12 protein-coding genes and 1 riboswitch are annotated in these 14,257 nt (G+C 43.0%); all 12 genes read left to right on the forward strand.

Annotation, left to right across the window (positions count from 1 at the left end; genetic code table 11):
- Window positions 1-66: 66 nt before the first annotated feature.
- The 12 genes from QR40_RS26115 to QR40_RS26170 all read left to right on the forward strand — a co-directional run bounded on the left by QR40_RS26115 (window position 67) and on the right by QR40_RS26170 (window position 14,244).
- The gene (locus QR40_RS26115) at window positions 67-1,050 is read left to right on the forward strand and encodes a carbohydrate ABC transporter permease (protein WP_242858584.1); all 984 of its coding nucleotides are present in this window, start codon (window positions 67-69) and stop codon (window positions 1,048-1,050) included.
- Window positions 1,050-1,892 carry a carbohydrate ABC transporter permease gene (locus tag QR40_RS26120; protein ID WP_044297487.1) on the forward strand — a complete coding sequence of 281 codons (843 nt, stop codon included), beginning with the start codon at window positions 1,050-1,052 and terminating at the stop codon, window positions 1,890-1,892. The genes QR40_RS26115 and QR40_RS26120 overlap by 1 nt, the downstream gene beginning before the upstream one ends.
- 19 nt (window positions 1,893-1,911) lie before the next feature.
- Window positions 1,912-4,614, forward strand: coding sequence for a glycosyl hydrolase (locus QR40_RS26125; protein WP_242858585.1), 2,703 nt, complete (start codon window positions 1,912-1,914; stop codon window positions 4,612-4,614).
- A gap of 115 nt (window positions 4,615-4,729) precedes the next feature.
- Window positions 4,730-5,473 (forward strand): FadR/GntR family transcriptional regulator, encoded by a 744-nt coding sequence (locus QR40_RS26130; RefSeq protein WP_052377877.1) that lies wholly within the window; start codon window positions 4,730-4,732, stop codon window positions 5,471-5,473.
- Window positions 5,470-6,651: a trans-sulfuration enzyme family protein gene (locus QR40_RS26135; protein WP_027294992.1), complete on the forward strand. Its 1,182-nt coding sequence runs from the start codon at window positions 5,470-5,472 to the stop codon at window positions 6,649-6,651. The genes QR40_RS26130 and QR40_RS26135 overlap by 4 nt, the downstream gene beginning before the upstream one ends.
- 40 nt (window positions 6,652-6,691) lie before the next feature.
- Window positions 6,692-7,813, forward strand: coding sequence for a uroporphyrinogen decarboxylase family protein (locus QR40_RS26140; protein ID WP_044297488.1), 1,122 nt, complete (start codon window positions 6,692-6,694; stop codon window positions 7,811-7,813).
- A gap of 332 nt (window positions 7,814-8,145) precedes the next feature.
- A complete protein-coding gene (locus QR40_RS26145) occupies window positions 8,146-9,246 on the forward strand; it encodes an endonuclease/exonuclease/phosphatase family protein (protein ID WP_330373900.1) in 1,101 nt (366 codons plus the stop codon).
- Window positions 9,247-9,346: 100 nt separating this feature from the next.
- On the forward strand, window positions 9,347-10,564 hold the full coding sequence (locus QR40_RS26150) for a GNAT family N-acetyltransferase (protein WP_027294989.1): 1,218 nt from the start codon (window positions 9,347-9,349) through the stop codon (window positions 10,562-10,564).
- Between the two features lie 148 nt (window positions 10,565-10,712).
- Window positions 10,713-10,816: riboswitch (TPP riboswitch) on the forward strand.
- A 139-nt stretch (window positions 10,817-10,955) separates the two neighbouring features.
- Window positions 10,956-12,269, forward strand: coding sequence for a phosphomethylpyrimidine synthase ThiC (gene thiC, locus QR40_RS26155; RefSeq protein WP_027294988.1), 1,314 nt, complete (start codon window positions 10,956-10,958; stop codon window positions 12,267-12,269).
- A 101-nt stretch (window positions 12,270-12,370) separates the two neighbouring features.
- The gene (thiS, locus tag QR40_RS26160; protein ID WP_197041680.1) at window positions 12,371-12,565 is read left to right on the forward strand and encodes a sulfur carrier protein ThiS; all 195 of its coding nucleotides are present in this window, start codon (window positions 12,371-12,373) and stop codon (window positions 12,563-12,565) included.
- A 3-nt stretch (window positions 12,566-12,568) separates the two neighbouring features.
- Window positions 12,569-13,390, forward strand: coding sequence for a sulfur carrier protein ThiS adenylyltransferase ThiF (gene thiF / locus QR40_RS26165; protein WP_044297489.1), 822 nt, complete (start codon window positions 12,569-12,571; stop codon window positions 13,388-13,390).
- A gap of 59 nt (window positions 13,391-13,449) precedes the next feature.
- A complete protein-coding gene (locus tag QR40_RS26170; RefSeq protein ID WP_330373902.1) occupies window positions 13,450-14,244 on the forward strand; it encodes a thiazole synthase in 795 nt (264 codons plus the stop codon).
- The last annotated feature ends 13 nt before the right edge of the window (window positions 14,245-14,257 follow it).

Here is a 14,257-nt window from a genome sequence, read left to right on the forward strand (position 1 = left end):
CACAGGAAGGGGACGGTTTAACCGTCCCCTTTGTGAATCCGGCTGATAGAATGGAAGGGAGATAAGATGGGAGTATTAATAGCATTCCTCGTTATTGTTGTAGTTGTTTGCGGTGCCATTTTCTGGCGGATGCATGTGAGATCCGGTCAAAGAGTTGTGATAGGAAATCGGACAAAATCCAAAATGGAGCCATACGTATTTATTTTGCCAGTATTTGTACTGCTGTTAGTTATGTTTGGGTATCCTCTGATTAATAGTTTCATTATGGCATTTCAGGATTATAAGCTGACCGGTTCAGGAAAAGCTGCTTTTAATGGGATTGAAAATTTTAAGAAGCTCTTTGATGATACCGATACTTTTATGATTGTAAAAAATACATTGATTTATGTTTTGATTTCTGTGGCAGGTCAGTTCCTGTTAGGGATGGTTCTGGCAATGGCACTGAAAAAGCAGTTCAGGGGAAGAGGATTGTATCAGTCAATCGTATTTCTTCCATGGGCATTTTCCGGATTTGTCATAGGATTAATGTTCCGCTGGTCTTTTAATGGAGAATATGGAGTGGTAAATGACATACTGCTGAATCTTGGGATTATTAAGGAATCCATTGCCTGGCTTGGGACACCCGGAGTATCCCTGGCGGTTATCATTATGGCAATGATCTGGATGGGAATACCATTTTTTGCAATTATGATTTTAGCTGCTCTGCAGTCCATACCGGCAGACGTTTATGAGGCGGCAGATGTGGACGGATGCGGAGCAATCCGAAAATACTTTCAGATTACACTGCCTTACATAAAACCAACTATTATTACTACCATTCTGCTTCGTACCATCTGGATCTTTAATTCCTTTGATCTGGTAGTCATTATTACAAATGGGGGGCCTGCAAATACTTCCCAGACACTTCCGGCTTACATGTATTCCAAAGCATTTGGAACCTATGACTTTGGGTTTGCAGCGGCGATTGGAGTGCTGCTTATGGTTGTTCTGGGCATCTTTGCAGTCATCTTTCTGCGTGCTACAAATTACAATAAGGCAGGTGATTTCTAATGAAGAAAACGGGAAAAAAAAGAGCATTAGGATTTGGAAGATTTTTTATTTTAGCATTTTTTCTTGCACTTGTGGTACTTCCGATTTATTGGATGACCATTACATCCTTTAAAACAAACGGGGAAATTATCGATATGCAAAATATCACTTATTTTCCGCATACCTTTACAACGGAAAATTATACCGGACTGTTTGAGATGTTCGACTATGGTTCTTTATTGCAGAATAGTGTAATTGTCTCGGTTTCTTCTGCCTTAGTAGTTACCATGCTGTCTATATTGGGCGGTTATTCCCTGGCAAGATATAAATTTAAAGGAAAAGGTGCGATGGTGCTGTTCTTTCTGGTTACACAGATGATCCCCGGCATATTAGTTATCATCCCCTTATACCTCATATTTTCCAAGATCGGTCTGATTAACACCCATGTTGGGCTGTTCATTTATTATGTCATTGTAAATGTGCCGTTCTGCGTAGTAACTATGCGAAGCTTTTTCGAAAGGATTCCGGTAACGCTGGAAGAAGCTGCCAGGGTTGACGGATGTACGAAAATAAAATCTTTGATAAAAATTGTTCTTCCTATTATGTTCCCGGGGATTGTTTCCGTATTTGTATTTGCATTTATCGGAGCATGGAACGAATTGATCGCAGGAACTATTTTCATCAGTACGCCGGATATGTGGACGATTCCGGTTGGATTAAAGTCACTGATTGGAAAATACAGCGTCCAGTGGGGAGCTCTAATGGCAGGAGGTGTAATGGCACTTCTTCCAACAGCCATTATGTTTGCCGGAATGCAGAAATTCATCGTAGAAGGAATGACTGCCGGAGCAGTCAAAGAATAAGAACTTAAGGGAGAAAATTATGGGGTTAAAAAAAAGAGCGCAAGTGGAACATCAGATACTGCATCCCAGAGAAGATACAAGAGGTTATACCAGATGGTGGTGGTACGGTTGTGCAGTAAAAAAGGACGAATTGATACGGGAATTGGATTTTATGAAAGATGCCCGGATGGGCGGAGTGGAACTTCAGATACTCTATCCGGTTACAGCAGATGATAAAGATAACGGGTTAAAAAATTGTACCTATTTATCCCCTGAATTTCTTGAATTGATTAAATTTGCCTGTGAAGAGGCGAATAAACGAAATATGAAATTTGACCTCACCTTAGGCTCATCCTGGCCGTTCGGAGGACCTTTTGTTCCCGTTGAGTTAAGCGGGCCTACGGTGATACCCTATACCATAGATGTGAAAGGACCCTGTGAATTAACATACGACTTCACTACGAGACTGTATGGCGAGGCTGCAGCCTGTATTATGGGGCGTATGGAAGACAGTCAGATGGTACCGGAATCAATTGTCGATATTACCGATAAAATCATGGATAAGCCTCTGTTTGAATGGTCCTGGGGAAAGCAGCTGGAAAAAGTAACCGTCCCGGAAGGAAATTATAAGATTGTGGTAATGGTATCCAGCGATAAACGTCAGACCGTATTAAAGCCCCTTCCGGGAGGCGATGGACTGATTATAGACCACAACCGGAAGGATTCCGCCAGATTATTCTTTGAACATGGGGGCGACCCGATTGTGAATGCTGTAGGAAAGGGGAAGATTCAGTCCTTTTTCTGTGATTCCATAGAAGTATTCGGACACAACTGGACAGATATTATCTATGATGAATTCCGAAAAAGAAGAGGTTACGAATTGCGTCCGCTGGTTTATGCTCTCTGGGGAGAGGTGCAGGGAATGACGGACCTGGTTCGCTATGATTTCCAGAAGACCATGGCAGAATTAACGGTAGAGAATTTTTTCCGGGAGATGACGAAATGGTGCCATGAAAAAGGAGCCCTTTCCAGAATACAGGCTCATGGATCCTGGGGGGATATTCTTCAGGCATATGGTGCCGCCGATATACCCGAAGGGGAAACCTTTTCCGCCTTTGACCGGTATGAAGTCAATACGGTTCACAGAAAACTGGCATCTTCTGCAGGACATGTCTATGGTAAAAAAATTATCTCTAACGAGTCCTTTACCTGGCTTCGGTTTCCCAGATTTGTGGTTACCCTTGAAAATATCAAAGCTGCTGCAGACAGCATTTTTTTAGACGGCATGAATCAGATTGTGAATCATGGATACTCCTACAGTCCTGAAAATGAAAATGAACTGGGATGGCCATTTTACGCTTCATCCCAGATCAACCATACGAATACCTGGTGGAAATATTACAAACCCTTAAGTGTCTATTTCAACCGGGTATGTGATTTCCTGCGCCGTGGAAAGACGAAAGTAAAGCTGGCAGTTTATCTTCCACAGTCTGATATCTGGGCGGAGAATCCACTGTCGGATATTCATATGTGTATGAAATTAGAAGAGCGGATAACCACCAGGACTGCAGACCGCATTCATAAGGAAGGATTTTGGTTCGACTATGTAAACGATGATGCCGTGGAGCGCTGGATGGATTATAATTACGAAATCCTCGTGCTCCTGGAATGTGAGCGGATGCCCCTGCAGACAGTTTATAAGCTGCAGGAATTTGCAGACAGCGGAAAAAAAATCATCTGTAAAGGGCCTGCTCCCGCCCGCTCCTGCGGATTACTATCTTATCAGGAAAACACCGGAAAAATCCAACATATAATGGAAGAGATGCAAGAGGCTGGACAGTTAATTATTACGGAGAAAAATGATGATGATTTGATAACGGAACTGACCCGTAATTTAGTCCCCGATGTAAAGGTATATTATAATAAGGAAGAAATCGGTTATGTACATCAGGAAGACGGAGTCACAGATATTTATTTTCTGTCCAATATCAGCGCCGGGAACAAACAGGAAAAGATAAGATTTTCCGACCAGAAAAATAACTTTTATGTTTTTGATCCTTTGACTGGACAGGAAAAAGGTATTCGCAGCAAACAGAAAGATGGGGCGGATACCATAGTGGAACTTGAATTTGAAGCTTTCCAGTCCCTAATCTTTGTATTTTCGGTTGAAATGGAAGATGAAACTCCGGTTCAGAAAGAACATAAAAAGGAATTCTCCCTGGATCTGTCCGAAGATTGGAAGTTTTCCGCAGATAGCGGCTGTTTTACAAAGCACTACGATGAATTGGAGAGCTGGGAAAATGAAGAAAGCCTCCGTTACTATTCCGGAGAAGGAATATACTGCAAAGAGGTTTCTATAGAAAAAGAAAAATGGAACCGGATGCAGGAAACGGGCATGGCAGAGCTGCAGTTTGAGCATATCGGTGAAACGGCAGGCATTTTTGTAAACGGACAGGAAGCAGGAACATTTATTAAACGTCCCTATAAAATGAATATTTTAAAATACCTGAAAGAGGGTAGCAATACTCTGGAGGTCAGAGTTTCGAACCTTTTGATAAACAGGGCGATAGATCCCAAATACCCGGAAATGGATTATCCTGAACCTGTTATAAGTGAATGGCCCTATTCTACCGCGGCATTAAACCGCTGCCGCAGGGAGCGGGTCTATAACTGGAGAGAACGTGAAATGATAGCAGAGCCACTTCCTTCCGGAATATGGGGGAAGGTAGGGATATATTGGTAAATACCTGCAACTGGCAGGTGGTTTTGGTTGAATAGCGTTGGCAGTTCTTATATAATGAATCTAAGTAAAATACAGTTATAATTGTCATAATAAGATTAGTAAAGGAGTATGTAGTGTGGCTAAATTAAAGACGAATATTGCACAATTAGGTTCGACAAGATTGTTATATTCAAGAATTGCGGACAGCATATGTGAATACATTACGGAAAATAAAATAGGCATAGGGGAAAAACTTCCAAGTGAGCGGGAATTAGCCGTGATGTGGGGGGTAAGCCGGTCATCGGTGCGTGAAGCAATACGTGAGTTAGAAAATCAGGGACTGTTAAGTGTGGAAGCAGGCAGAGGCTCCTTTGTGATTGGTGAAGTCTCTGACAAATCCATGATGTTTAAAATCCAGAAAAGGAATTTTTTCGAACAGTTTGAGATTAAGACCGTTCTGGAAGAGTATATGCTGAAAAAGATCACCCCGGTGATATCAGAAGAGGTATTATCGCAATTGGAACACATTGCAAAACAGATGATAACTATGTGTGATAACGGAATCTTCCCGCAGGAACTGGACAACCTGTTCCACAAAATTTTATTAGAGTCTTACGGTAATAAGGAAATGATCAATCTGGTGGAAAATATGATCCATGTATTTGGTGAATATAACGATGTTTATTTCCATCTGTGTGAGGGTGTGGTCAATGAAACAAATCAGACTATTTTAGATACCATCCCTTACCATCTGGATATGGTCCGGATGATGAGAGCAAGAAATGTAAAAGAAGTAATTAAAATCTATCGGAAAATTATTGAGCTGGATATACAGCTGTACAGCATGGTGAATCCGGCGGACCAGAAGGAGACATTATGATGGATGACCTGTTAAGCATGACCCATTTAGGCGATGAATACGATAAATATTTAAATGCAGTAATCCCGCCTGTTTTTATGAATTCCCTGCATGTATTTCCCACGTTTGAGGAATATGCCGGATGTGATGCTTCTAAGAAAGGAGAATTTAAATACGGAAGAGTTTCGAACCCTACCGTGCATATTCTGGAAGAAAAGGTGGCTGCATTAGAGCATGGATGCCGGGCGGCAGCTTTTGGAAGCGGGATGGCGGCAACATCAGCAGCGATTCTGGCAACCTGTAAAGCAGGAAGCCATATAATCTGTATGCGGGATGTATACGGGCCTGTAAAGAATATTTTAAACCGGTATATGATTCCTAAGCTGAATATGTCTGTTACTTATTGGTCAGGAGAGAGCCTGGATGAACTGGAAAAGGCAATCCTGCCGGAAACAGATCTGATTATGATAGAAAGCCCGGCTACCTTTGTCTTTACTGTGGTTGATATCGCAGGCGTAGCAGCAATTGCAAAAAAGCATGGGGTGAAAACGTATATTGACAATACATACTGCACGCCGCTTTATCAGAAACCGCTGGATCTGGGGATTGATCTGGTTATGCATACCCTTACCAAATATATCGGTGGGCACAGTGACATTATGGGCGGTATTCTCACATCTGCAGATGAAGAACTTATGATCGAAATCCAGTTCACCGTCCGTGAGCTTTTTGGAGCTAATATGGGACCCATGGAAGCCTGGCTTGCAATCCGGGGACTTCGGACTATGGCACTCAGAGTGGCAGAACATGGCAGGACGGCACAGATAATTGCAGAATATCTGGAGAAGCATGAAAGAGTGGAACGCGTCTATTATACCGGTCTGCCGTCCCATCCCCAGCGGGAGTTAATCGAAAAACAGCAGAAAGGACACACAGGATTACTAAGTTTTGTGCTGAAGGATTCCCCCGAGGAAGCGGTAAAAGTAATTAACAAATTAAAATTATTTGGAAAAGGCTGTTCCTGGGGAGGATTTGAAAGTCTTGCCCTCTGTCCGCTGTATACGGCAACGGAAGAGGAAATAAAATTTTTAAATCTGTCAGATCATGACCGGGGGCTGATACGTATCCATTGCGGTTTAGAAGGTGTGGATAATCTGATGGAAGACTTAGAAAATGCATTAGAACGTGTCTTAAATTGAATTTTTATCAGGATGAAAAAGAAGAAATGGGGTGGCGGCAATGAATTACAGAGAAAATATTATGGCGATTCTAAATTACAAGCCTTATGAAAATATGCCGGTGGTGTCCTTTGGGTACTGGGTGGAAACGCTGGACAAATGGGCAGCGGAGGGACATATTACCAGAGAAGAAGCAGAAGGTTACCGGAAGTTTGGGGACAATTCTGAGGCTGATAAAAGTGTGATGAAAAAACTTGGGTTTGATTTTAACTGGAACTCCTGCGTAGGATGCCAGGTGGACATCTATCCAAGATTTGAAGTGGAGGTAATGGAAGAAAGGCCGGATGGCTCCAGGATCATCCGGGATGAGCTGGGGCTGATTGTACTGGAAAAACCGGGGACAGTTTCCATACCAGCAGAGATTGGAACCTCAATGACCGACCGTCAGGCATGGGAAGAACATTATCTTCCCCGTCTGCAATGGTCTAAGGAACGTATGGATGAAAGCCTGTTGAAATCACTGCAGGATACCTCCGGGCGTGAGGTTCCCGTTGCAATACACTGCGGTTCGCTGCTTGGCAGGATGAGGGATCTGCTGGGGGTAGAGCAGTTAAGCTACTTATATATGGATGACGAAGAGCTGTATGCAGAAATAATCGATACCATGGCAGGGCTGTCTTACAACTGGGTCAAAGCGGCGCTGGAATCCGGAGCAAAGTTTGATTATGCCCATTACTGGGAAGATATCTGTTTTAAAAATGGTCCGCTGGTGATACCCGGTGTGTTTGATGAGTACGTAGGTCCTCATTATAAAAAGACAACAGAGCTGTTAAAACAATATGGCGTAACCATAGTTTCAGTGGATTGTGACGGTTTGATTGATTCCCTGATACCTACCTGGCTGGAAAATGGCGTCAATACTATGTTTCCCATTGAAGTAGGCACGTGGAATGCGTCCATAGAGCCATGGAGAGCAAAATATGGAAAACAGATTCGCGGTGTTGGAGGTATGAATAAAACCATATTTGCCAGAGATTATAAAGCCATAGATGCAGAGATAGAGAGACTGAAGCCGCTGATAGAACTGGGGGGATACATTCCCTGCCCGGATCATCGAATTGCCCCGGATGCCATATTTGAAAATGTACAGTATTACTGCGAACAGATTCGCAGGATCATTTAAAGGAATTTGTGCAGCAGCAATTCTGGAACTGCTTACCGCTGGACAAGTAAAGGAAAAGTGGCAGTACCCGTACTGCATTGCGTAATTAACTGTTAATTGCGCGAGCTGTACGGGTACTGTTATTTTTGTGGGAAATGGATGCCCGTTTAAACGTGCTGTCTGATATTTAAGGAAATCTCGCTTTCTCTTTCTGCATATGATAGAATAGAAGAAAAAGCAAGTATCGGATACTGTATGGATTGAAGTGAAATGCAGGCAGTAGGATGTCAGGGTTGCAGAAAAATATGAATGGAAAGGAAGCCACGCTGTGATTTCTTCAACCTGTATGATTTGTGGCCGTATCCCAGGTAAGAACGGGATGCGTTATCGGTGTGAAAATGGCAAAAATGATTTTAAAAGTGATTATTGGTGTAATGGCGGTGGTATTTCTGATAGGAGCAGCCGGTGTAATTTACCTTACTGTAAGGGAATACAGACCAAAGAAGAATGAAAAAGTAGAAGTTCCCAAGGGAAGCAGGAAGCTTTCGGTATCCGATAAACTAACATTCCTGACATGGAATACCGGATATGCCGGTTTAGATAAAACCCAGGATTTCTTTATGGACGGTGGTACGAAGGTGATGCCGGATAAAAAAGAAGAGGTACTGGCAAATATGGAGGCAATTTCCCAGACATTAAAAGAGAATGCGGCGGATGTCTATTTTCTTCAGGAAGTGGACATTTATTCAAAACGTTCCTACTACCAGGATCAGACAGCATTTTACAGAGAAGAACTTGGGATGGGAAATATGTTTGCCTATAATTTTAAATGTGACTTTGTTCCTTATCCGCTGCCGTTCATCGGACATGTGGAATCGGGCGTCGCAACATATACGCAGCTGGGGGCAGCAGAAGCCAGCCGTATAGCACTGCCGGAGTCTTTTTCCTGGCCGGTGAAAACATGTAATTTAAAGAGGTGTCTGTTGACGACCAGGATACCTTTCGAGGACTCAGACAAAGAGCTTGTACTTGTAAATCTCCATCTGGAGGCTTATGACGATGGGGCAGGGAAGAAGGCGCAGAGTGCGCTGCTGGCACAGGTTTTGGAAGAAGAGTATCAAAAGGGAAATTATGTGATTGCCGGAGGTGATTTTAATCAGACCTTTTCTTCGGTAGCCAAGTATCCAATCTGGAATAAAGATGGATGGGTACCGCCCAAAATGGATGAAGACAGCCTTCCGGAAGGTTTCCGCTTTGTTATTGATGATTCAGCACCTACCTGCCGTCTGCTGGATGCACCGTATACCGGTTCGTATGATACTTCCCAGGTATATGCTCTGGATGGATTCATTGTTTCTGAAAATATAATGGTAGAAACGGCGGATGTAGTTGACGTAGGTTTTGAGAATACAGATCATCAGCCGGTGAGAATGACGGTGAATCTGAAGTTCTAACGTAGATTGGACAATTACATTTCCCTGTGTTAGAATAAAAAAGATATAAAGACACGCTATATATATATAAGATAAGTTTTGACAATTTCTTGGAGGAAAGATGAAAAACGAAGATATGTTTCAAATGCGGCAGTTAAAGGACAGCGATCTGGAGGAGTTTAATGCGCTGCTTCGCTATGTATTTCAGGTTACAGGAGATGAGTTACTAAAGTCAGGTTGGGAAGAAGATGAAATCCAGCGTGCAAAAGCACCAATATTAAAGCAGTCCTATATACTGGGCTATTTTCATAAAGATAAACTGGCATCCCAGATAGTAGTATACCCCATGGAAGTGAATGTCTATGGAGAGATCTATAAGATGGGAGGGATTACAGGGGTTGCTACCTATCCTGAATATGCCGGCAGAGGATTGATTCATACCCTGATGCTGAAAATTCTGGAGCACATGAGGGAAGAAAAGCAGTCTGTTTCATTTTTGTATCCATACTCTATTCCTTTCTACAGGAAAAAGGGGTGGGAAATTGTATCAGATCAGATTAAGTTCAGCATTAAGGATACACAGCTGCCCAAGAAGCAACCCGTTCCCGGTATGGTAGAAAGAGTAGAATGGGATCATGAAGACTTAAAGAACGTTTACCGGTACTTTGCAGTCCAAAGACACGGAGCTTTAATCAGGGACGATCTGGCATGGGAAGAATACTGGCGCTGGGAATCCGATGATGTCATTGCGGCAATCTATTACAGTGAAGAGCATAAACCGCTGGGGTATATCGTATATTCTATTGAAAATGAAGTATTTAATGTCAAAGAAATTCTCTATCTGAATATAGAAGCAAGACATGGAATCTGGAATTATATCAGTTCTCATTTTTCTATGATTACTGAAGTAAAAGGATATAATTATACTGGGGAACCCCTTGCTTTTCTTCTGGAAGACAGTGAAATCACCGAGACCATTGCACCTTATATTATGGCAAGGATTGTAGATGTCCGGGAATTCATTCTGCAGTATCCATTTCAGGTAATGCCGGAAGACTTTCATATTCATTTAATTGTTCATGATAATATGGCGCCCTGGAATGAAGGAGATTTTCAGATTTACTGGAAGGATCAGAAGACATATTGTGATCAGGAAAATGATCTGCCGCTTACGAATATCGTAGAGTTAGATATACAAACTCTGACCACAATGTTAATGGGATACAAAAGGCCTTCGTATCTGTATGAAAATGACAGGCTTGATATGGAATATTATATGGTACAGATATTAGAACGGCTAATACCGGTGGGAAAACCATATTTTTCCGATTATTTCTAAATTAGTGATATCCCGTTCTGTGCTTATAAAATAAGGGCTGAAATTACACTAGGTGGATTTCGGCCTTTATTTTAATTTCACAGGACGAAAAGATTCATCCCCCCCTATTGACATTTAAATCCCACACGCCTATAATAACACTAACTGAATAGCTATGCAGGGGAACTAATAATAGTTGAGATTGATATGTATATATCTAACCCTTTGAACCTGACAGTTAACACTGTGGTAGGGAGCATTCGATGAGTAATAGTTGGATGTTCACTTTTTAGTGAACATTTTTTTATGAAAAACAGAGTGAACTGGCAGGTAAGCAATTACCTGTCTTTTTTCATGCAATAAACCAGGCATTTGCTATTCGTTAATACAAACACATAAGGAGGAACAGCAAATGCGCGCATATTACACGCAGATGGAAGCAGCAAAGAAAGGAATTGTAACACCGCAGTTGGAGATTGTAGCGGCAAAAGAAGAAATGGAGGTTCCCAAATTAATGGAACTGGTGGCATCCGGACAGGCAGTAATTCCGGCTAATGTACATCACACCTCTCTCTCTCCGGAGGGAATCGGAAGCGGACTTCGCACTAAGATAAATGTAAATCTGGGAATTTCAGGGGACAGTAAGGATTATGACCGGGAATTGAAAAAGGTGCAGATGGCAATTGATTTTGGAGCAGAAGCAATCATGGACCTGAGTAATTATGGAAAAACACATGACTTCCGGGAAAAATTAATTGAGATGTCTCCGGCAATGATTGGGTCGGTACCGATGTATGATGCCATTGGTTATTTAGAGAAAGATTTGTTAGAGATCACGGCAAAGGATTTTTTAAGAGTGGTAGAAGCACATGCAAGAGAAGGCGTTGATTTTGTTACTATCCATGCCGGATTAAACCGCAGAGCGGTGGAGAGCTTCCGCAGGGCAGGACGGAAAATGAATATTGTTTCCAGAGGAGGTTCCCTGTTGTTCGCCTGGATGGAAATGACGGGAAACGAAAATCCATTCTTTGAATACTATGATGAAGTGCTGGATATACTGCGGGAACATGATGTGACAATCAGTATCGGAGATGCTCTGCGTCCGGGATGCATTGCAGACAGTTCCGATGCGGGACAGATTGCGGAGTTAATAGAAATCGGCAACCTGACTAAATGGGCATGGGAAAAGGATGTGCAGGTATTAGTAGAGGGGCCGGGACATATGGCAATGGATGAGATTGCTGCAAATATGAAAATGGAAAAGAGAATCTGCCATAATGCCCCATTCTATGTTCTGGGACCTCTGGTAACGGATATTGCACCGGGGTATGATCATATTACATCCGCAATCGGAGGCGCAATAGCGGCTGCAAACGGAGCGGATTTCTTATGTTATGTTACTCCGGCGGAACACCTGCGCCTGCCGGATGTGAGTGATGTAAGAGAAGGCATTGTAGCCAGCAAGATCGCAGCCCATGCAGCAGATATTGCCAAAGGAATCAAAGGAGCCAGAGATATTGATAACCGTATGGCAGAAGCAAGGCATAAGATGGACTGGGATGAAATGTTTGACATCGCAATTGATGGAAAGAAGGCAAAAGAGTATTTTGAAAGCACGCCTCCGGCGGACCGCCATACCTGTTCCATGTGCGGAAAAATGTGTGCAGTCCGAACTACAAATATGATCCTGGAAGGCAAAAAGGTAGAATTCTGTACGGAAAAGTAAAAATTTATATTAGATCCTCACGGCAGTCTCCCAATTTACATATAGGCAGGTTCGCTTGCCGCGCTGCTGTGGGAATAAAGAAACAGGACGGGATATAAATCATGAAAATAAATGGCCAGACAGCAGAACTAATAAAAACGATAACGCTGGAAGAATTTCTGATAGAAAAAAATTATAATCTTTCCAGAATCGCTGTAGAATTAAATGGAGTAATCGTACCAAAAGGGAAATTTGCAGGCATTGTTTTAAATGATGCGGACTGCCTGGAAATCGTCAGTTTCGTAGGCGGAGGTTGAGCAATGCAGATAAAATTAAATGGAAAGATCACCAAAATTCAGTGCAATACCCTGGCGGAATTAAAAGGACAGTACGGCAAAGAAGAGGATATCGTAATCTTAAATGGTTTTTCTGTTCCCATAGAAGAATTCATCAGTGGGACAAGAACATTAAAAGAGATGGATGAGGTGTTTTTTATACATAGAGGGGTGCTGCCGGGGCAAGAGGAGCTGGAGGCCATGATGGCATCCAGGCATACCCCCGGGGTCTGGGAAAAAGTGAACAATGCCTGTGTCGCAGTAGCGGGACTGGGCGGCCTGGGATCTCACATTGCGGTGATGCTTGCAAGGACAGGCGTAGGGAAGCTTTTGCTGGTAGATTTTGATGTAGTAGAACCGAGTAACTTAAACCGCCAGAACTATCTGGTTTCCCATCTGGGTAAGAAGAAAACAGAGGCATTAAAAGAACAGATTGCCCAGATCAATCCTTTTATCCAGGTAGAGACAATAGACAGAAGGGTAACCTCACAAAATGCGGCGGGTATATTTGAGGAATATCCCATTATATGTGAAGCATTTGACAGGCCGGAAGCCAAGGCGGCTCTGGTAAATGCGGTACTGATGGAACTCCCGGAATCCACAATCGTTTCCGCATCCGGGATGGCCGGATATGACAGTGCCAATGAAATAAAGACCGTGCGTAAGATGTCAAGGCTCTATGTGTGCGGGGATATGGAAAATGAAGCAAAGGAAGGAAGAGGGCTGATGGCACCCAGAGTCCAGGTGTGTGCCGGACATCAGGCCAATATGGTTCTGCGTCTGATACTTGGAATCACGGAAGTATAGTGCGAGATCTGCATCAATAGAAAATCTGCGGCAAACGCAGGAATACAGGTTCATCATAAATGTTTCGAAAGGAAAAGGATACAGAAATGGAAGATAAATTAATCATAGGCGGTCATGCCTTTGAATCCAGGTTTATTCTGGGATCAGGCAAATTTTCATTAGAGATGACCAATGCAGTTATTAAAAATGGAGGAGTGGAAATGGCTACACTGGCACTTCGCCGTGCCAATGTAGGCGGGGAAGAAAACATCCTGGACTATATGCCGGAAGGCATTACCTTACTGCCAAATACATCCGGTGCCAGATCGGCGGAAGAGGCGGTCCGCATTGCACGTCTGGCAAGGGAAATCGGCTGCGGTGACTTTGTAAAAATTGAGGTTGTGCACGACTCCAAATATCTGCTTCCGGATAATTATGAGACAATCAAAGCAACAGAAGTACTGGCAAAGGAAGGATTTATTGTAATGCCCTATATGTACCCGGACTTAAATGCAGCCAGAGATATGGTAAATGCAGGAGCAGCAGCTATTATGCCTCTGGGAGCTCCAATTGGAAGCAACAAGGGTCTGTGTACCAGGGAATTTATCAAAATGCTGGTGGAAGAAATTGACCTGCCGATCATCGTTGACGCCGGAATCGGAAGGCCTTCCCAGGCATGTGAGGCAATGGAAATGGGGGTAGACGCCATTATGGCAAATACCGCAATTGCAACGGCAGGAGATGTGGCACAGATGGCAGCAGCATTCAAGCTGGCGGTAATATCAGGAAGAATGGCATATCTGGCAGGACCAGGCCGGGTATTGGAACAGATGGCGGAAGCATCCAGTCCATTGACCGGATTTTTACAGGATTAGAGCACGTATGAAT

It is taken from the genome of Robinsoniella peoriensis, from assembly GCF_000797495.1.
Lineage (GTDB): Bacteria > Bacillota > Clostridia > Lachnospirales > Lachnospiraceae > Robinsoniella > Robinsoniella peoriensis.

What these genes read in the sequence shown, in the direction of transcription:
- QR40_RS26135 (WP_027294992.1), top strand. Translation starts at nt 5,470, where the DNA reads ATGATGGATGACCTGTTAAGCATGACCCATTTAGGCGATGAATACGAT.
- QR40_RS26140 (WP_044297488.1), top strand. Translation starts at nt 6,692, where the DNA reads ATGAATTACAGAGAAAATATTATGGCGATTCTAAATTACAAGCCTTAT.
- QR40_RS26120 (WP_044297487.1), top strand. Translation starts at nt 1,050, where the DNA reads ATGAAGAAAACGGGAAAAAAAAGAGCATTAGGATTTGGAAGATTTTTT.
- QR40_RS26170 (WP_330373902.1), top strand. Translation starts at nt 13,450, where the DNA reads ATGTTTCGAAAGGAAAAGGATACAGAAATGGAAGATAAATTAATCATA.
- QR40_RS26115 (WP_242858584.1), top strand. Translation starts at nt 67, where the DNA reads ATGGGAGTATTAATAGCATTCCTCGTTATTGTTGTAGTTGTTTGCGGT.
- QR40_RS26125 (WP_242858585.1), top strand. Translation starts at nt 1,912, where the DNA reads ATGGGGTTAAAAAAAAGAGCGCAAGTGGAACATCAGATACTGCATCCC.
- thiC (WP_027294988.1), top strand. Translation starts at nt 10,956, where the DNA reads ATGCGCGCATATTACACGCAGATGGAAGCAGCAAAGAAAGGAATTGTA.
- thiF (WP_044297489.1), top strand. Translation starts at nt 12,569, where the DNA reads ATGCAGATAAAATTAAATGGAAAGATCACCAAAATTCAGTGCAATACC.
- QR40_RS26150 (WP_027294989.1), top strand. Translation starts at nt 9,347, where the DNA reads ATGAAAAACGAAGATATGTTTCAAATGCGGCAGTTAAAGGACAGCGAT.
- thiS (WP_197041680.1), top strand. Translation starts at nt 12,371, where the DNA reads ATGAAAATAAATGGCCAGACAGCAGAACTAATAAAAACGATAACGCTG.